This window comes from Roseobacter phycocola (assembly GCF_042055075.2).
In the GTDB taxonomy this organism is placed as follows: Bacteria; Pseudomonadota; Alphaproteobacteria; order Rhodobacterales; family Rhodobacteraceae; genus Roseobacter.
The window spans coordinates 2,157,932-2,175,651 of sequence record NZ_CP194010.1 but is presented as its reverse complement, the minus strand read 5'-3'; the positions used below and the strand labels follow the sequence as shown (position 1 = coordinate 2,175,651).

The 17,720-nt window shown below is 58.5% G+C and carries 19 protein-coding genes; 7 read left to right on the top strand and 12 right to left on the bottom strand.

Translation table 11 applies throughout. From position 1 onward, the window contains the following. Positions 1–82 precede the first annotated feature (82 nt). The 5 genes from AB4K19_RS10695 to AB4K19_RS10675 form a co-directional block, all read right to left on the bottom strand. On the bottom strand, positions 83–436 hold the full coding sequence (locus tag AB4K19_RS10695) for a hypothetical protein (protein WP_375228358.1): 354 nt from the start codon (positions 434–436) through the stop codon (positions 83–85). 4 nt (positions 437–440) lie between these two features. Then, on the bottom strand, positions 441–1,874 hold the full coding sequence (locus AB4K19_RS10690; protein ID WP_375228357.1) for a type II and III secretion system protein family protein: 1,434 nt from the start codon (positions 1,872–1,874) through the stop codon (positions 441–443). 196 nt (positions 1,875–2,070) lie between these two features. Beyond that, positions 2,071–2,922, bottom strand: coding sequence for a Flp pilus assembly protein CpaB (gene cpaB, locus AB4K19_RS10685; RefSeq protein ID WP_375228356.1), 852 nt, complete (start codon positions 2,920–2,922; stop codon positions 2,071–2,073). A 242-nt stretch (positions 2,923–3,164) separates the two neighbouring features. Beyond that, the gene (locus AB4K19_RS10680; protein WP_375228355.1) at positions 3,165–3,356 is read right to left on the bottom strand and encodes a hypothetical protein; all 192 of its coding nucleotides are present in this window, start codon (positions 3,354–3,356) and stop codon (positions 3,165–3,167) included. Positions 3,357–3,485: 129 nt separating this feature from the next. Further along, on the bottom strand, positions 3,486–3,728 hold the full coding sequence (locus AB4K19_RS10675) for a Flp family type IVb pilin (protein WP_375228354.1): 243 nt from the start codon (positions 3,726–3,728) through the stop codon (positions 3,486–3,488). 354 nt (positions 3,729–4,082) lie between these two features. Between AB4K19_RS10675 and AB4K19_RS10670 the strand changes: the two genes are divergently transcribed. Next, positions 4,083–4,892, top strand: a complete 810-nt coding sequence (locus AB4K19_RS10670) for a lytic transglycosylase domain-containing protein (RefSeq protein ID WP_436397534.1) — start codon at positions 4,083–4,085, stop codon at positions 4,890–4,892. 2 nt (positions 4,893–4,894) lie between these two features. Here AB4K19_RS10670 and AB4K19_RS10665 read toward each other — a convergent pair whose 3' ends face one another. From AB4K19_RS10665 to tldD, 7 genes are all read right to left on the bottom strand, one after another. After that, positions 4,895–5,185 (bottom strand): GNAT family N-acetyltransferase, encoded by a 291-nt coding sequence (locus tag AB4K19_RS10665; RefSeq protein ID WP_375228353.1) that lies wholly within the window; start codon positions 5,183–5,185, stop codon positions 4,895–4,897. Then, the gene (locus AB4K19_RS10660) at positions 5,178–5,804 is read right to left on the bottom strand and encodes a 3-oxoacid CoA-transferase subunit B (RefSeq protein ID WP_375228352.1); all 627 of its coding nucleotides are present in this window, start codon (positions 5,802–5,804) and stop codon (positions 5,178–5,180) included. Before AB4K19_RS10660 ends, AB4K19_RS10665 begins: the two co-directional genes overlap by 8 nt. A gap of 8 nt (positions 5,805–5,812) precedes the next feature. Continuing rightward, positions 5,813–6,859, bottom strand: a complete 1,047-nt coding sequence (locus tag AB4K19_RS10655; RefSeq protein WP_375228351.1) for a PAS domain-containing protein — start codon at positions 6,857–6,859, stop codon at positions 5,813–5,815. A gap of 14 nt (positions 6,860–6,873) precedes the next feature. Continuing rightward, the gene (locus AB4K19_RS10650; RefSeq protein ID WP_375228350.1) at positions 6,874–7,569 is read right to left on the bottom strand and encodes a CoA transferase subunit A; all 696 of its coding nucleotides are present in this window, start codon (positions 7,567–7,569) and stop codon (positions 6,874–6,876) included. 157 nt (positions 7,570–7,726) lie between these two features. Next, a complete protein-coding gene (topA, locus tag AB4K19_RS10645) occupies positions 7,727–10,309 on the bottom strand; it encodes a type I DNA topoisomerase (protein WP_436397529.1) in 2,583 nt (860 codons plus the stop codon). 275 nt (positions 10,310–10,584) lie between these two features. After that, on the bottom strand, positions 10,585–11,751 hold the full coding sequence (gene dprA, locus AB4K19_RS10640; protein WP_375228349.1) for a DNA-processing protein DprA: 1,167 nt from the start codon (positions 11,749–11,751) through the stop codon (positions 10,585–10,587). 135 nt (positions 11,752–11,886) lie between these two features. Further along, complete coding sequence (gene tldD / locus AB4K19_RS10635; RefSeq protein WP_436397527.1) at positions 11,887–13,308, bottom strand: metalloprotease TldD; 1,422 nt, start codon at positions 13,306–13,308, stop codon at positions 11,887–11,889. 190 nt (positions 13,309–13,498) lie between these two features. Between tldD and coxB the strand changes: the two genes are divergently transcribed. The 6 genes from coxB to AB4K19_RS10605 all read left to right on the top strand — a co-directional run bounded on the left by coxB (position 13,499) and on the right by AB4K19_RS10605 (position 17,717). After that, positions 13,499–14,380 (top strand): cytochrome c oxidase subunit II, encoded by an 882-nt coding sequence (coxB, locus tag AB4K19_RS10630; protein WP_375228347.1) that lies wholly within the window; start codon positions 13,499–13,501, stop codon positions 14,378–14,380. Positions 14,381–14,434: 54 nt separating this feature from the next. Next, a complete protein-coding gene (gene cyoE / locus AB4K19_RS10625; protein WP_375228346.1) occupies positions 14,435–15,373 on the top strand; it encodes a heme o synthase in 939 nt (312 codons plus the stop codon). A gap of 3 nt (positions 15,374–15,376) precedes the next feature. Beyond that, positions 15,377–15,538 carry a cytochrome C oxidase assembly protein gene (locus AB4K19_RS10620; RefSeq protein ID WP_375228345.1) on the top strand — a complete coding sequence of 54 codons (162 nt, stop codon included), beginning with the start codon at positions 15,377–15,379 and terminating at the stop codon, positions 15,536–15,538. Then, entirely contained in the window at positions 15,538–16,122 is a 585-nt protein-coding gene (locus AB4K19_RS10615; protein WP_375228344.1) for a cytochrome c oxidase assembly protein, read from the top strand. Before AB4K19_RS10620 ends, AB4K19_RS10615 begins: the two co-directional genes overlap by 1 nt. 25 nt (positions 16,123–16,147) lie before the next feature. Continuing rightward, positions 16,148–16,969: a cytochrome c oxidase subunit 3 gene (locus AB4K19_RS10610; RefSeq protein ID WP_375228343.1), complete on the top strand. Its 822-nt coding sequence runs from the start codon at positions 16,148–16,150 to the stop codon at positions 16,967–16,969. Positions 16,970–17,036: 67 nt separating this feature from the next. Further along, entirely contained in the window at positions 17,037–17,717 is a 681-nt protein-coding gene (locus AB4K19_RS10605) for an SURF1 family protein (protein WP_375228342.1), read from the top strand. Positions 17,718–17,720: the final 3 nt, after the last annotated feature.

Sequence of the window (17,720 nt, the reverse complement as noted above, 5' to 3'; positions counted from 1 at the left end):
GCTTCCCGTCAGGCGCGAAGTCCGAAAATGAAAAGGGCGGGACCACGAGGTCCCGCCCTTTTCAGGTGTATTGAGGTAAGTGCTACTCTGCCGCCTGGGCCTGGGATACTTCGGGCGTCTGTGTCGCGCTGCGAATGTATTCACCGTAGGTGATACGCGCGTATTTGCCGTCAAGTTCGCCGCTGCAGTGTACGCGGTAGACCGGGCTGGATGCAGTGCTTGCCGGGTCCAGTACAACAAGCGGATCCGCTGCCACGCGGCCGAACTTGCCCGCGCCGGAACCTTTGCAGGTCTGAGCCAGCTGATTGTGCAGGGTCGCATTTCCGAAGTTACCATCATTCAGCTCGCTGCCAACCGGCGCGTCTGAACAGGCTGCCAGTGCGACAAGGCCAAACCCGAGGGCGACAATGCGTGTTTTTGAAAAGTTCAGTTCCATCTGATCACTCCATCACATAGCCGTATGAGCCGCTGAAGTCCTGCTTGGCGACTTCTCCGGCGGCACCCCGGGTGGGCACGCTGGCGTTCTGAACCACTTTGCCATTCAGGAAGAGGTCCTTTTCGCTCGGCGGACGGATGCGGTCAGTCGGAAGCGCCAGAGCTTCGCCCCGGGTTGGCGTCACCAGATGTGCGGTCACAATGATTACCAGTTCAGTCTGGCTGCGCTGATACTCGGAGGACCGGAAGAGGGCGCCAAGAACAGGAACATCTCCGAGCCACGGCACCTGGCTGTTGGCATCAGTAAAGTCATCCTGCAAAAGGCCCGCAATGGCAAAGCTTTCGCCGTCGCGCAGCTCGACAGTTGTCGATGTTTCGCGGCGGGTGAACGCATCAATCTGAATGCCGCCACCCAGCGAAACGCCGTTGGCTGTGTCCAGCGACGATACGGCCGCTGAGAGCTGCAGATTGATCAGATCGCGGTCGATAACCCGTGGCACAAAGTTCAGTTCTATACCGAAAGGCTTGAAGTCAACGCTGATTGTATCGTTGTCCTGTGCCACAGGTACCGGGTACTCACCGCCGGCAAGGAAGTTGGCTTCCTGTCCGGACAGAGCCACAAGGTTCGGCTCTGCAAGGAACCGGACGGCGCCTTTGCGCTCAAGTGCTTCGAGCAGAAGGCCGACCTGAGTGGAGCCGATGTTGAAGCCAAAAGTCACCGCGCCCTGGCTCTCGCCTCCTGTAGGAACGGTGCCACCAATGATTCCCGCAACACCTCCGGCCTGCAGACCGGCGCCGGTCGCCGCCTGGTTCGGGTTGCTGCCACCATCATTGACCGCAAGCGAGGCGCTCAGTGATTTCGAGACCGACCTGTTCATCTCGGCGAAGCGGACTTTCAGCATGACCTGTTGAACACCGCCCACGGTCATCAGGTTGGAAACACGGTCCGGTGCGTACCGTGCGGCCAGTTCCATGGCACGCGACAGTCTCTGAGCGCTCGAAACGGTCCCGGAAAGCACGATACCATCGTTTGCTGTCCGGACTTCGATGCGTTCGCCTGGCAGAATCTGCTGGAGTCGCTCTTTGAACTCTGTGACGTCCGGGGCGACCCGGACTTCAACGTTTGTAATCAGCTGACCGGTTGCATCGAGCAATGTCAGTGTAGTGAGACCGGGCGATTTGCCCAGAACATAGATGCTGCGATCCGACAGAGACGAGATATCTGCGATGCCGGGATTGGCAATGCTGAGCTCGGCAAACGGGATTTCGCTTTCGACGACAACCGCGCGGTTCATTGACACGTTAAGAGTTGAGTTGGTCTCTTTTGCCACCACACGGAGCGTTTCGGCGTTAGCGGTCGCTGGCACACCTAAGGCCAGCGGGCTAACACCGATGGTCAGCCCCAGAAGGGCCGCTTTCAATATTCCATAAATTTTCATGTGACCTGCCCTTTATGATCACGCCTCGTTTTCGGGTCTTAGTCGCCCGCGTGGGCAGGATAGTGCGCGCGTTTTGATTTTTTTTCAATAATCAACGGGTTCTGTCTGTCTCTTTATGTGGGTAATTTACAACAGACACAAAAAGAAACGGGCGCTGCACCAAAGTGCCGCGCCCGTTTAAGCCTTTGGATTTGCTTTAGTTTGTGCAGGGGATCTGGATCGATACCACTTCCGCACCGCGACGGGTCCGGATGGAGCATACCTTGGGTGCCGGTGCCGCAACCTTAGGCGCGGCAACTGTCAGACCCAGCAGGGAAACCTGATCAACCTCGATTTCCGCGACTTCCGTATCATCGCCTGCACCAACGAGCGACAGGGACAGATTGCCTGTCGATTGCGCCTGTGCCAGGGCCGCGACCTGTTCAGGTGTTGCCTGAACGGTGACCGTGCGTGCGATACGCGCGCCACCACGCAGTTCATCGTCAATCTGGTCAACGGCAATCAGCCGGACCTTGGTCTCGATCAGTCGAGTGATCTCTTCACGGCCGCCGCCCTGATCCACGGAACCGGTCCAGTAGACGTCCACCTTGTCACCGGGGCGCAGGAAACCAGACACACCGCTGGCCACGTCAACACGGATCGCAAATGCGCGCGTTCCCTTTTCAAGGCGTGTCGTCAGACCGATGTCCTCACCGGGCTCTGTGATCTTGACCTGCATCAGCGCTTCACCGGGCTCCATCGCACGCACGATAAGCCGCGGTTCTTCCACGTCTTCGGGGAACAGGACGTCCAGATCTGTAAACGTTCCTTCCGGGATCGCGTTCCGGGGCCATCTTACACTGCGCACGTCAGACTTTTTCAGCACGTCGCCATAACTGAGCCTGTTCTTGGCCACGTAAACTGTGCTTGTCGGCACAATCTGTCGTTGCTTGTCCTTTGCCGCGGCCAGTTCGGCCTGATACTGGCCGATATAGCCCTTGGCCATATATACCGCGCCACCTGCAAGACCTACGCCGGTCGCGAGTACTAAACCGAAAATCAATCGCATTGTGTTACCTCGTACTTCCCATTCGTCCTTACCAGCTGGCAGGTTTGAAACTCTCTGTCCCGGTGTTGACGCCTGATTGTGGCAATTTATGGATCAGCGCATGTCGGCAGAGGGGCGTTTTGCATGATCGGGCAACAATCGAAGCCCCTGGTTAATCAAATCCTGCTGGCGTGGCGGTTTGCGATGAGGCCACAAAAAAAGCGGCACAAACCCTGTGCCGCTTCTGAAAAGGTTCTGTTCGCTTACTCTGTGGCGGCGCCAACTTCGTAATCAACCAGATAACCTTCAGTTCTTTCGGTGACGCCAGCGGCACCACCCTGCAGTTCGAGCACCAGCGCAATGCATAATCCCACTACGGCGGCAGTCAGAACAACCCAGTCTACAGTGACAGCCCCGGCCTCGTCCTTTTCGAAGTTCTTCAATGCCTTAAACATTGTATGATTCTTTCTGTTATAAGTGGTCGGGCAAAAAAAGGGCCGCCCTCTGCTAGCAGAACGCGGCCCCCGTATGGTCAGGTCAGACCGATAACCTTAGTGTCAGGTCTGAACCCGATAGCTGGGTCCTTATTCGACCACTTCTTCTTCGACGACCTCTTCAGCGTCGCCTTCGCCGCCGCCGCCGCCGAAGTTACCCGGGTCCTGCTCACCGAGGAATGTTTCTGTGTTTGCTGTCAGAGTTGTCGCGCCGTCCTGGATGGACGAGTAAGCGGCAACCGCCAGGCCAACAACCGCTGCTGTCAGAACAACCCAGTCAACTGTCACGGCACCGTCTTCGTCTTTACGGAAGTTTTTGATAAATTTCATCATGTCATGTCCCTCCAAAGGATCACTGAGATTTTACTGTTTAAACCGCGCCGTCCTCGTGACCGTTTCTCTCATGTGGTCTGTCCGACTTGGTATGCCGCTATATAGACGGGGGATTGGGGCATGAATTTGACCGCAAATGTGACTTTTGCGGTTGCCCGCTGAAAAAATCCGGAAAAAATACTAAGTACATGAAAATAAACAGTTTAATCTTTTGTTATTCTCTGTGAGAGGTCCTGAAATCCTCTGAATGTGGCAGAATCGCCGTGATACTGGCCCGGATTGTCTGGCTCAGACGGGGTTTCTCTGCGACACTGCAGGCAAAGAACACGGTACAACAACCGCCGGGCAGTAAACATGAAACACCTTATTTCCTGCAGCATCGCTGCATTGCTGTGCGCAGGCGCCGCAGCCTTTGCTGACGGACCCGCGCCTTTTCCCGAATTTGAGGCCAAACGTATTGGCGTGCCCAAAGCGGGGGAACGGCGGATCAATGTCCAGATTGATCCCGCTGACCAGTTTTTCGCACCAGCGCCGCCACCAGTGCCGGATGGTCAGCCGGTTCCCGAAGCGGGAGCTCCTGTTGGCGCGTACACCTGGTTCTGGGACCGCGTATCGCCGGAAATCTTTGCTGCAGGGCCCGGCCGGCTGGAAGCCGCGATGAACGTCATCGAGGGCACGGGTGGCATTCCGCAGCCCCGGCTGCAGCACCTGCAGGCAATCGCCCGGTCAAACGGGGTCGATATTCTGAGGTCAACGGTGGGTACCCAGGTATCGCCGGCACTGGTGCTGGCGCTGATATCGGTCGAGTCTTCCGGACGGACAGATGCGGTCAGTCATGCAGGGGCTCAGGGTCTGATGCAGCTGATGCCGGCTACAGCCGCACGTTTTGGCGTTAAAGACAGCCTTGAGCCTTCACAGAACATCGCGGGTGGCGTGAAATACCTGGACTGGCTGATGTCTGAGTTCGGCGGCGACCCCATCCTGGTGCTTGCAGGGTACAACGCGGGCGAGGGGGCTGTGCGGAAACACGCGGGCGTGCCCCCGTATGAAGAAACCCGCAACTATGTCCCGAAGGTGCTTGCCGCGTTTCAGGTGGCGCGTGGTCTGTGCCTCACGCCGCCCGAACTGGTTTCAGATGGCTGTGTGTTTGCGGGCCTGAACTGAGGTCAGACGTTAAATGCGTCGGCCCATTCGGGGTGGCGCCGCCGCTGCGCGTTCACAAAGGGGCAGAGCGGGACAATCCGGAAACCTTCGCTCCGTGCATCTTCGACCAGCCGGCTGACCAGCGCGACACCTGCACCTGTTCCGCGAAGAGCGTCCGGCACGCCGGTGTGATCCGCGATGACCGTCTGAGCCGACAGAACAGAATACGTCAGGTCAGCTTCGTGCCCGTCTGAAACAAGCACGTAGCGTCCTTTTGTGCCGTCCTGTTCCCGGCGGATGCTGAAATCAGACAATCGTGGCCTGCGTGGCGGCCCGCACCTCTTCTTCGGTTACGCCTTCGGCGGTCTCAACAATCTTCAGCCCGCCCTCAACCACGTCCAGAACGCCGAGATTGGTGATAATGCGGTCGACGACGCCCTTACCTGTCAGCGGCAGCGTGCATTCCCGCAGAACCTTGCTGTCGCCGTGCTTGTTGGTGTGGTCCATCACGACCACAACCCGCCCGACGCCTGCGACGAGATCCATGGCACCGCCCATGCCTTTAACCAGCTTGCCCGGGATCATCCAGTTGGCGAGATCGCCGTTCTCGGCGACTTCCATCGCCCCGAGAATTGCCATTGCGATTTTGCCACCGCGGATCATGCCAAAGCTCTGAGCGCTGTCAAAATAGGCCGTTTGCGGTAGTTCCGTGATTGTCTGTTTGCCCGCATTGATCAGGTCGGCATCCTCTGTCCCCTCGACGGGGAAGGGACCCATGCCCAGCATCCCGTTCTCGGATTGCAGAGTTACTTCGATCCCGTCCGGGATGTAATTGCTGACGAGAGTCGGGATACCGATCCCGAGATTAACATACCAGCCGTCTTCAAGTTCCTGAGCGGCACGCGCCGCCATCTGATTGCGATCCCAGGGCATTATGGGTCCTATTCTGAGAGTGATGCGCCTGCCGGCACGTCGATTGTGATAAAGCTTCCGGCGGCACCGCGTCCCAGCTGGAGCGTACCTTCCAGGCCTTCGATCAGGCCATTGATGATGCGTCCGCCGACCGTTTTGTCTGCTGGCCACTGCATGTCTTTGGGAATGCCGGTGCCATCATCGGAAACAGTCACCCTCAGGCCCCCGGCACTCAGCTGAGACATCCGGATTTCCACCATCCCCATGTCCAGACGCTCGAATGCGTGCTGGAAAGAGTTGGTCAGCAGTTCGGATACTACAAGCCCAACCCGGGTCGCCACTTCGATCGGTACTTCGGCCTGTTCGATCTGCAGGTTCATGCGCACCCCGGATCGACCCATGGTATGGGCGATGGCGCAGGCAAGTCTGGAGATGAAGCTGCCCATCTGAATAGTGCCGCGGTTGGACTGGGTGTCCGACAGCTTCATCTCTTCATACAGCAGCTGCAGCGTCTCGATCCGTCTGCTCAGCGCGGCAAAGTCGTCTGGCACAGAGGTCGCGCCGGATTGCTGGCGGATCATGCTGATGATCATCGACAGATCGGACTGTACGCGGTTCTGCACTTCCATCAGCTGATCATTGATGGCATCTGCGTCCGGGTTGCGCTCGCCTTTGCGGAGTTCCTTCTGGATCCCGATAAAATACTGCGTCGTGCCTTCAGCGTCGACAATCGGAGACACCAGCAGCCGGTTGATGAACGGTGCCCCATTGGCCCGATAGTTCAGGATATCGACCGATACGGTTTCCTCGGCATCGATTCCGGCGCGCAGCATATCAACCGCCGCCTTGTCAGTTTCTTCGCCCTGCAGAAACCGGCAGTTCCGCCCGATCACAGCACTGCGTGCATAGCCAGACACACGGGTGAAGGCTTCATTGACGTAAACGATCGGGTTATCGTCCAGGTTCGGGTTAGTGATGATCATGGACACCTGCGCCCGGGAAAAGCCCTCAAAGCCGCGGTCATCGAACACGAGGTTCTCGTCGGTATCCTTCGCACTGTGAATTGTATCTGCCATGTCAGCTACCCGTCTCAGGCTGCCCGTGTTGTACGCTGTTCAATTCGCTTTTCGTGCTCGCCCTGGATCAGACGGTGCACATAAATGCCGGGCAGGTGTATCGCGTCTGGGTCCAGCGAACCGGTCGGTACAATCTCTTCAACCTCAGCAACACAGATTTTGCCGCACATCGCGGCTGGCGGATTAAAGTTCCGCGCCGTCTTGCGGAAAACCAGATTGCCCGTCGCATCTGCTTTCCACGCTTTCACGATGCTCAGATCCGCAAAGATCCCGCGTTCGAGAATATAGGTCTCGCCGTCGAATTCCTTGTGCTCTTTGCCCTCAGCAATCACGGTGCCGACACCGGTTTTCGTGTAAAACCCCGGGATGCCACATCCGGCGGCACGCATGCGCTCAGCCAGAGTGCCCTGCGGGTTAAATTCCAGCTCCAGCTCTCCGGACAGATACTGACGCATGAATTCAGCGTTTTCGCCCACATAAGAGCTGATCATTTTTTTGACCTGGCGGGTCTGCAGCAGAATGCCGATGCCAAAATCGTCCACACCGGCGTTGTTTGACGCAAAGGTCAGATCCTTTGTGCCTGCATCGCGGATCGCTGCCAGCAACAGTTCCGGGATGCCACACAGCCCGAAACCGCCCGCGGCAATCGTCATACCGTCGTGCAATACTCCATCCAGCGCCTCCGACGCTGACCCAAACACTTTTTTCATCTTGCTTCCTTAAACCCGGGTGGCTGGCCCGATTTGTGCAGTGATGTTGTTCCGCTGTCAATTATAACTGACAGGTTCAGTCCCGAGTATAGCTCAGCGCAGGCGGGGCGCAAAGCTCTTTAGGGTTGTGTGCCTGCGTACCCGCTCCCGGTCCGCCTCAGCCGGCTTTTTTGGCAGTCGTCTTTTTCGCGGCGCTTTTCTTTTTGGGGGCTGCCTTGCGGCGACGGGTCCCTTTCTTGGCGGCCTTCTCATCGATCAGCAGAACGGCCTGTTCGATGGTGACAGAATCAGGTTCTGTTTCCTTGGGCAGCGTTGCATTGACCTTTTCCCATTTCACGTAGGGCCCGTATTTGCCTTCCATGATACTGACCTGGCCGCCCTGATCGGGGTGTTCGCCCAGATCGCGCAGAATTTTGGCCGGAGCGCCCCGTCCGCCACGACTGGCCACCTTTTCGGCGAGCAGCTGCACAGCGCGGTTCATGCCAACAGTCCAGACCTCGTCGATGCTTTCCAGGTTGGCATTCGTGCCACCGCGTTCTGATGTTGACGCGGCGTGTTTCAGGTAGGGGCCATAGCGGCCGATATTGGCCCAGACGGTCACGCCGTCTTCTGGGTGGGGTCCGATCTCACGCGGCAGCGACAACAGTTGCAGGGCTTGCGGGAGATCCACTTCTTCCGGCCGCCAGTCTTTAGGGATCGACTGCCGCGGCGGCTTTTTGTTGTCATCTGTGACTTCGCCCCGCTGTACGTAAGGTCCGAAGCGGCCCTTGAACGCATAAATCTTGTCCCCGGCGTCCTCACCCAGCAGTTTGCCCTCAGGCGGAATTCCGCTGTCGTCTTCTTCACCCGGTGGGCCAAAGGCGCGCGTGTAGCGACATTCGGGATAGTTCGAGCAGCCGATGAACGCGCCGCCGGACCGTGCGGTGCGCATGGACAGTCGTCCGGCACCACAGTTGGGGCACAGGCGCGGGTCTGTGCCTTCTTCGTTGGGGGGGAAGAGGTGCGGTTCAAGCACCTCGTTGATCTTTTCCAGCACTTCCGTGATGCGCAGATCGGACGTCTCAGCAATGGCCGCCGAGAAATCACGCCAGAAGCGACCCAGCACTTCTTTGTAGTCCGCGTCACCGGCGCTGACGTTGTCGAGCTGGTCCTCAAGATCAGCCGTAAAGCCGTAGCCGACGTACTTGCGGAAGTAGTTTTCCAGGAATGCCGTAACGAGACGTCCCTTGTCTTCGGGAATGAGCCGGTTTTTGTCTTTGCGGACATACTCGCGGTCCTGAATCGTGGTGACGATGCTCGCGTATGTGGATGGCCGGCCGATACCCAGCTCTTCCATACGCTTCACCAGAGTCGCTTCGGTGTAGCGGGGCGGGGGCTGCGTAAAGTGCTGTTCCGGCGTCACGGAGCGTTTGTCCATGCTGTCGCCCTGGTCGATCTGGGGCAGACGCTTGTCGTCTTCGTCCACGACGTCATCCCGGCCTTCCTCATAGACCCGGAGAAATCCGTCAAACAGCACAACCTGGCCCGTGGCGCGCAGAACGACCTGGCCGTCTTCGCTGCCCACATCCACCGTCGTGCGTTCCAGTCGGGCACCTTCCATCTGGCACGCGAGGGTTCGTTTCCAGATCAGGTCATAGAGTTTGCGCTGGTCAGCATCTGATGTTTTCAGGTCGGTAGCTTTGACCATCATGTCCGTCGGACGGACGCATTCGTGGGCCTCCTGCGCATTCTTGGCTTTATTCTTGTAGATCCGGGGGGAGGAGGGCACGTATTCGCTGCCATAGAGCGTCTTGATCGCATCGCGCGCCGCGGTCACCGCCTCAGGCGCCATGTCGATGCCATCCGTCCGCATATAAGTAATGTAGCCCGCCTCATAGAGACGCTGGGCGGTCGACATCGTCTGGCGGGCGCCCATGCCGAACTTGCGGCTGGCTTCCTGCTGCAGTGTCGAGGTCATAAAGGGAGCCGCCGGATTGCGGTTCGCAGGTTTGGCTTCGACCGACTGCACCGACAGATCGCGGCTGCTGATCGCCTGAACGGCCATCTCGGCCTGTGTTTCATTCTCGATGTCGAAACGTTCAAGTTTCTTGCCCGCAAGGACAGTCAGCCGTGCCTCAAACTCCTGGCCGCGCGGTGTCGCCAGCAGTGCCTTAACGGACCAGTATTCGCGGTTGCGGAAGGCTTCGATCTCCATCTCGCGTTCCACGATCAGTCGCAGCGTCACAGACTGCACCCGGCCGGCAGAACGTGCGCCGGGGAGTTTGCGCCACAGTACCGGCGACAGGTTGAAGCCCACCAGATAGTCGAGCGCGCGGCGGGCCAGATAGGCTTCCACCAGCGGCATATCGACCTGGCGCGGATTGTCCATCGCCTCGGTCACGGCCTTTTTGGTGATCTGGTTGAACACGACCCGGCTGACCGGTGTGTCCTTTTTGATCGATTTCCGCTTGGTGAGCGCTTCCTGCAGGTGCCAGCTGATGGCCTCACCTTCGCGGTCGGGGTCTGTTGCGAGAATGAGGGCGTTGTCGTCTTTCAGCGCATCTGCGATTGCTTTGACGTGCTTTTTACTGTCGGAGGCCACCTCCCAGAGCATGCCAAACTCGTTTTCCGGATCCACGGATCCATCTTTCGGCGGCAGGTCGCGGACGTGTCCGTAAGAGGCCAGAACGGTGTAATCGTTCCCCAGATATGAGTTGATTGTTTTTGCTTTTGCAGGGGATTCGACGACAACAACCGGCATGTAACGGGATACCTCTGGGCAAAAATTTTCAGGTTCTATGGCCACCTCAGAGGTGGTGTGCAAGAGAATATTGTCAATCGGCCAATTAAAGACGTGGCAGCTAAGGCGGTATTCCGGCGGTTTGTTGCAGGTCTGAGACCGGACCGCAAAAGCGCCAATCGCCATTCGTTTGGCCTGCCGGAAATACTGATCTTCTTTTCAGGGATCCCGGCTTTTTTTAAAGGCCAGGACGGTGCATCATCGGGTAGTCGACGGCGTCAGGTAATGAGGTTTCACTATTTCTCCCGCACCAGCAGGCCACCGGACTGACGGCTGATCCGGCCATCCAGTTCCAGTTCCAGCAACACCGGTGCCGCGTCGCTTGTGCCCACGGCCAGATCCCTGATCAGCTGGTCCTCGGCAATAGGCGAGGGGCTCAGACGGTCGAGAATCTGCTGATGCAGAGCGGCGACCCTGCGCAGGGGCGTATCTCTGGGTTTCGCCGTGCTTTCAGGAGCCGGTGCAGGTGAGAAGGGGGTGACATCCTCTTCTGACTGCCTGCCGATCGGCGAGAGTGCTTCGGTTACGTCCTGCGCGGAGCGGACAAGCGTCGCGCCCTCACGTATCAGTTGATTGCACCCGGCGGCGCGCGCGTCGAAAGGATTGCCGGGGACAGCGAGCACATCCCGCCCCTGATCCAGCGCGTCCCGCGCTGTGATCAGACTGCCGGATTTTGCTGCTGCTTCCACTACGATCGTAGCCCGGCTCAGCCCGGAGATAATGCGGTTCCGTGCGGGAAAGTGGCGCGCCACAGGCTTCATGCCGATGGGTTGCTCGGACAGGCGCAGTCCGGCTGTCGCAATATCGCCCGCCAGTTCTGTGTTTTCCTGCGGATAAATGACGTCAACACCTCCGGCCAGAACGGCGATCGTGCCGCTGCCGAGTGACGCCCGGTGTGCCGCGGTGTCGATACCGCGGGCAAGGCCGGATACGATTGTGTAACCTGCCTGACCAAGGTCGCGCGCCAGTGCCGTCGCCATGCGCAGCCCCAGCGAAGACGCGTTGCGCGCACCAACAAGGGAAATCATCGGGCGCCTGAGCAGCTCAGGATCCCCTACCGCCCACAGAAAGGGCGGCGCATCAGAAATTTCATCGAGTGCATCAGGATAGGCGGCCGTGCCATGCATGATCAGCCGGGCACCTGCTTTTCGTGCTGCATTGAGTTCCGCCTGAACCACTGCTTCGGGACATATTTCGTACCCTTTGACGCCGGCGGCACGCGCCACCTCAGGCAGCGCGGCCAGCGCGTTCTGCGCAGTGCCGTGTTCAGTCAGCAGTCGTTTATACGTCGTTACGCCAACCCGGCGGGAGCGCAAAAGACGGAGCCGGGAAAACTGTTCGTCTTCCGAGGTGGGTGGGAGTGGGGGGTGAGTGGAAGAAGGAAACAAATCCCTGTCAGTCATCCTCGGCTCCGTCAGTTGCAGAATCAGGATTAAGCCGACTTGGTTAACAACCTGTGAAGATTAACGCGCATCCGCCTCGCTATTTATGGGGATAAAGCGCATTTTTCTGGCCCGCAGGCATATTTTTTCTCCGTTTTAGGATGCGGACCCACCCACGGTCAGTCCGCCGATCATGAGTGTCGGCTGTCCGACCCCCACCGGTACCCATTGCCCGGCCTTGCCGCAGTTGCCCATACCGGGATCGAGCGACATATCGTTGCCGATGCCACGGATATGCTTCAGCGCTGTTGCCCCGTCACCGATCAGCGTAGCACCCTTGACCGGCGCGCCTGGTTTTCCGTTTTCAACCCGGTAAGCTTCGGTGCAGGAGAAAACAAACTTACCGTTCGTGATGTCGACCTGTCCGCCCCCGAAACCAACGGCATAGATGCCGTCCTTCAGATCGGCAAGAATATCCGCCGGGTCCGTCTCACCGCCCAGCATATAGGTATTGGTCATGCGCGGCATTGGTGCGTGGGCATAACTTTCACGCCGCCCGTTGCCAGTTGGTTTAACCCCCATCAGACGCGCATTCTGCCGGTCCTGCATGTATCCGACCAGCACGCCGTCTTCGATCAGAGTATTGCGTGCGGATGGAGTTCCCTCGTCGTCCACGGTAATCGAGCCGCGGCGATCCGGGATCGTGCCGTCATCCAGAACGGTGACGCCACGGCTGGCGATCTGCTGACCCATCAGGCCGGCAAAGGCAGAGGAGCCCTTGCGGTTAAAGTCGCCCTCAAGACCATGTCCGATTGCTTCGTGCAGCAGGATGCCTGGCCAGCCTGGTCCCAGCACGACATCCATCACACCGGCCGGGGCCGGAACCGCGTCGAGGTTCACAACAGCAATGCGAAGAGCTTCGCGCGCTTTAGCCTGCCAGTCCGCAGGGTCGAGCAACCCATCCAGCCCGATCCGCCCGCCGCCGCCCGCCGAGCCGGATTCGCGACGGCCCTTCTCTTCGACGATGACAGAGACGTTCACGCGGGTCATCGGACGTGCGTCCCGCACAGAACGTCCGTCCGGGCGCAGAATTTCGATTTCCTGAATGCTTGCGGCAATGTTTGCCGAGACCTGAACCACGCGTGGATCCAGTGCGCGGGCGAAGGCGTCAATCTCGCGCAGGGTGTCGACCTTCACGGGAAAGGTCGTGCCGGCAATCGGGTCACTGTCCGTATAAAGCCGCTCGTTGGTGGCCGCAGGAGCGTCCGCCCAGGTCCCGCCCCCTTCGCCAACGGCAAGCCGCGCGGTTTCAGCGGCCCGTTTCAATGCGGATGCAGAGATATCGGTTGAATGCGCATACCCCGCAACCTCTCCGCGTACCGCGCGCAGCCCGAACCCCTGACCGGCATCATAATTCGCATTCCGGAGACGACCGTCATCAAAGACGAGTGATTCTGAACGCCGCCTTTCTAAAAACAGTTCGCCATCATCGGCGCCGGCCGTGGCATCCCGCAGGATATTCAGGGCCTCTTCCCGGTCCAGCAGTTCATCGAAAGGGGAGAAAGGGGCTTCGGTCATCGTTGTATCCTTCGGATCAGGCGCAGAAATCAGCGTTCAGCGTCTGTTTGACGCAAGCATGACACTTTATCTCAGTTACAGAATATGATTGTAAGGAGCACGAAAACAACGGGAGGAACAGTGCGCACTGCTGAACCTCCTGACAATGCGCAACAATGATCCACCGATCACCCAGAGATCAGGACGAAAAATGAAGAAATTCCTCACATTCACCGGCCTTGCGGCAGGGTTTGCGGCCACGGCCGCCCGGGCACAGGACAACCTTGAGGTCATCGGCGCGCCGGTCGATCGCGAAACAGGGTTCCAGCCTGCGGTTACAGAGCTTGCGCGCGACATTCACACGCTCGACTGGATGATTCTGGTCATTATCACCGTGATTACGCTGTTCGTGACAGCGCTCATCGGCTGGGTGGCGATCCGCTATAACGCAAAGCGCAACCCGGAGCCTGCGAAGTTCACGCACAATACGCCAATTGAAATCGCATGGACAGTCGTGCCGATTGTGATTCTGGTGTTCATCGGTGCCTTCTCTCTGCCGGTTCTGTTCAAACAGCAGGAAATCCCCGAAGCGGATCTGACGATCAAGGTGACCGGTTACCAGTGGTACTGGGACTATGAATATGTGGACGAAGGGTTCGAATTCTCGTCCTACATGATCGGGTCGCCGGCAACGGGCGGTGACAACTCCAAGTCGCCTGAAACAATCGCGATGCTGGAGGAGGCCGGGTATTCTGAAGACGAGTTCCTGCTCGCCACGGACACTTCTGTTGTTGTGCCCGTCAACAAGACAATCGTGATGCAGGTCACTGCCGGTGACGTGATCCATTCATGGACGATCCCTGCCTTCGGTGTAAAGCAGGACGCAGTACCGGGTCGCCTCGCTGAACTCTGGTTCAAAGCCGAGCAGGAGGGCATCTACTTTGGACAGTGCTCCGAGCTCTGCGGTCTGAACCACGCTTACATGCCGATCACGGTCAAGGTCGTCTCCGAAGAGGCCTACGCCGCCTGGCTGGAAGAAGCGCGTGAGGAATATGCAGGCATCCCGCAGACGCGGGTGCTGGCATCCAACTGACTGTAACGGGCGGTTTTTGAGGCCGCCCGCACAGCTGATGCCCGGGGCAAGGTTATGTCTGACGTAAGCTACAACACACCAACAGGCGAATATGACACCCAGCTGGGTGACTATTTTGCGCTGCTGAAGCCGCGGGTTATGTCGCTGGTGGTGTTTACCGCTCTGGTTGGTCTGCTCGCGGCACCTGTCAGTGTGCATCCTGTCATTGCATTCGCATCCATCCTTTTTGTTGCCATCGGGGCGGGTGCGTCCGGCGCACTTAATATGTGGTGGGATGCAGATATCGACGGTGTAATGCGCCGTACGGCAAAACGCCCGATCCCCTCGGGTCGCGTGCCTGCCGGCGAAGCGCTGTCGCTCGGGCTCGCGTTGTCCGGGCTGTCCGTGATGATGCTGGCATTGTCCGCCAACCTGCTGGCTGCGGGCCTGCTGGCCTTTACAATCTTCTTTTACGCCGTCGTCTATTCCATGTGGCTTAAACGCTCGACGCCACAGAACATCGTGATCGGTGGTGCCGCGGGAGCCTTCCCGCCGGTGATTGGCTGGGTGATCGCCACGGGCAGTTTTTCTGTCGAAGCCTGGCTGATGTTTGCGCTGATCTTCATGTGGACACCACCGCACTTCTGGGCGCTCGCGCTGTTTATGAAGTCGGACTACGACGATGCAAAAGTGCCGATGCTGACGGTCACACATGGTCGCAAGTCGACGCGGTTCCACATTATCGCCTACACGGTACTGCTGGCCGTTCTGGCCGTTGCCACAGGTTTCACCGCGATTGGCGGGCCGCTCTACCTGGCGGTGGCGGTGGTGCTGAACCTCGCCTTTCTGAAGGGTGCCGTGGATATCTGGCGCCGGCCCGAAGAGACTGCCATTGCGGATGACTACCGTGTCGAGAAGAAGTTCTTCCGCCTGTCGCTGTGGTATCTCTTTGCGCATTTCGGTGCGATCCTGGCAGAAGCTGCACTGCGTCCCTTTGGCATGGGAGGCTGGTGAGCGATGTCGCTGAGACAGGAACATGAAATCCACACCCGCCGCAGAGGCAGGAACGTGGGCGTCGGTCTGATGCTGGCCGGTTTTGTCGTGCTGGTGCTGGCCCTGACCTTTACCAAGGTTACAAACGGTGATTTTGAACTTCCGAAAGCAGAGGAGCTGCGCTGATGGCCCTGACCGGTCCTTCAAAAACGGTTGCCCAGACAGTGGGCGTGGTTGTGCTGATGGGCGGTCTCGCCTGGGCATCTGTGCCGTTTTATGACTGGTTCTGCCGTGTCACAGGATTTGGCGGTGTCACCGGTGTGTCCGACGTGGCGCCCGAAGATGTGCTGGACCAGACGATCAAGGTGCGTTTTGACGGGTCGCTCAACAACTACATGGCCTGGGAATTCAAGCCGGTCGTACGCGAGATGGAAGTCCGGATCGGTGAGACCGGACTGGCCTTTTATGAGGCTTACAACCCCACTGACCGTCCGATTGCGGGCTCGGCAAGCTACAATGTCACGCCATACCAGGCAGGTGGCTTTTTCAACAAGATTCAGTGCTTCTGTTTTGAGGAACAGGTGCTGCAGCCCGGTGAACGGGTGCAGATGCCGGTGACCTTCTATGTCGACCCGGAAATCGTGGACGACCGCGACGGAAAGCACATCCACACGATCACACTGTCTTATACTTTCTATGAGATTGACCTTCCCGAAGGCTATGCTTCGGTGGAGGATGCCAATACCAACTCAGACACAAGTCTGAACTGACCAACATAAGGTAAGGGACGCTGACATGGCCCACGAAAAAAACCACGACTATCACATTCTGAACCCCTCGATCTGGCCATTCCTTGGCGCGCTCGCCGGGTTTGCCATGCTCTTCGGCGCCGTGCTGTGGATGCAGGACATCACGCCCTTCCTTTTCTGGGGCGGTTTTGTTGCTGTTCTCTACGTCATGTTCGGCTGGTGGTCCGAGGTCGTATCCGAAAGCAAAATCGGCGATCACACACCGGTGGTGCGCATCGGCCTGCGGTACGGCTTCATTCTGTTCATCATGTCCGAAGTGATGTTTTTTGCCGCGTGGTTCTGGGCTTTCTTCAAAGATGGCATCTACCCGATGAGCGAATACGTCGGCACGGAATATGTCCGCCCGGAGATTTATCATGTGGACGCGTTCCACCTGCCGCTGATCAACACGCTGGTTCTGCTGCTGTCGGGCTGTGCCGTAACCTGGGCGCACCACGCGCTGGTGCACGGCGGACCGCGCAAGGACCTGGTCAATGGCCTTGGGATCGCGGTGGTTTTGGGTGTGCTCTTCACCTTCCTGCAGGGGTATGAGTACAGCTACCTGCTTTACAAAGGCTGGGAGTTTGGTGGCGATACCTTCTTCTCTGCCTTCTTCATGGCGACCGGTTTCCACGGTGCGCATGTGATCATCGGGACGATCTTCCTTGCGGTCTGCTGGTTCCGTGCGATGAAGGGGCACTTCACAGCCGAGAAGCACGTTGGCTTTGAGGCAGCTGCCTGGTACTGGCACTTTGTGGACGTTGTCTGGCTGTTCCTGTTCTTCGCGGTCTACATCTGGGGCGTGGCCCAGATGCCTGGCGCTCACTGATCGCAGGCAACATTCCTGAGAACAAAACGCGCGGTCTCCGCGCGTTTTTCTTTGAAGCGGAGCAGTCATGGGACGACTGGCGTTTTTCCTTATCTTCGGGCTGGGTGGTGCTGCGATCCTGATCAGTCTCGGCGTCTGGCAGGTGCAGCGCCTGACCTGGAAAGAAGGGCTGCTGGCTGACATTGAGCAGCGGATTGCGGCAGAACCTGTTCCTTTGCCCGCAGCACCGGACCGCGACGCTGACGCCTATCTGCCGGTCGAGGTGACCGGCAGCCTCGGTGCAGGTTATCTGCGGGTTCTGGTGTCGCAAAAGGGGGCAGGGGCCGGTTACAGGATCATCCGGCCGATGATGCGTGACGGGGGCGATATCCTGATCGATATGGGTTTCGTCCGGGTTGCAGATGCGGATGCGCTGAAATTCGAAGAAGGGCCGCCGCTCACGATTGTCGGCAACCTGCAGTGGCCACAGGAAACCGACAGCTATACGCCAGAGGCGGACGTGGCAGGCAACATCTGGTTTGCGCGGGATGTGGAGGCAATGGCCCGTGCGCTCGAAACGGAGCCGGTGCTGGTCGTGCGGCGTGATCCGCCTTCCGTGCCGGGACCTGTCACACCTTTTCCGGTTGATACTGCCGCGATTCCAAACGACCACTTGCAATATGCGGTCACCTGGTTCTCTCTGGCCGCGATCTGGTCTGTTATGACTTTCTTCTTCCTGCGCCGCGGAACTGCGGCCAACAAAAGCTGAACT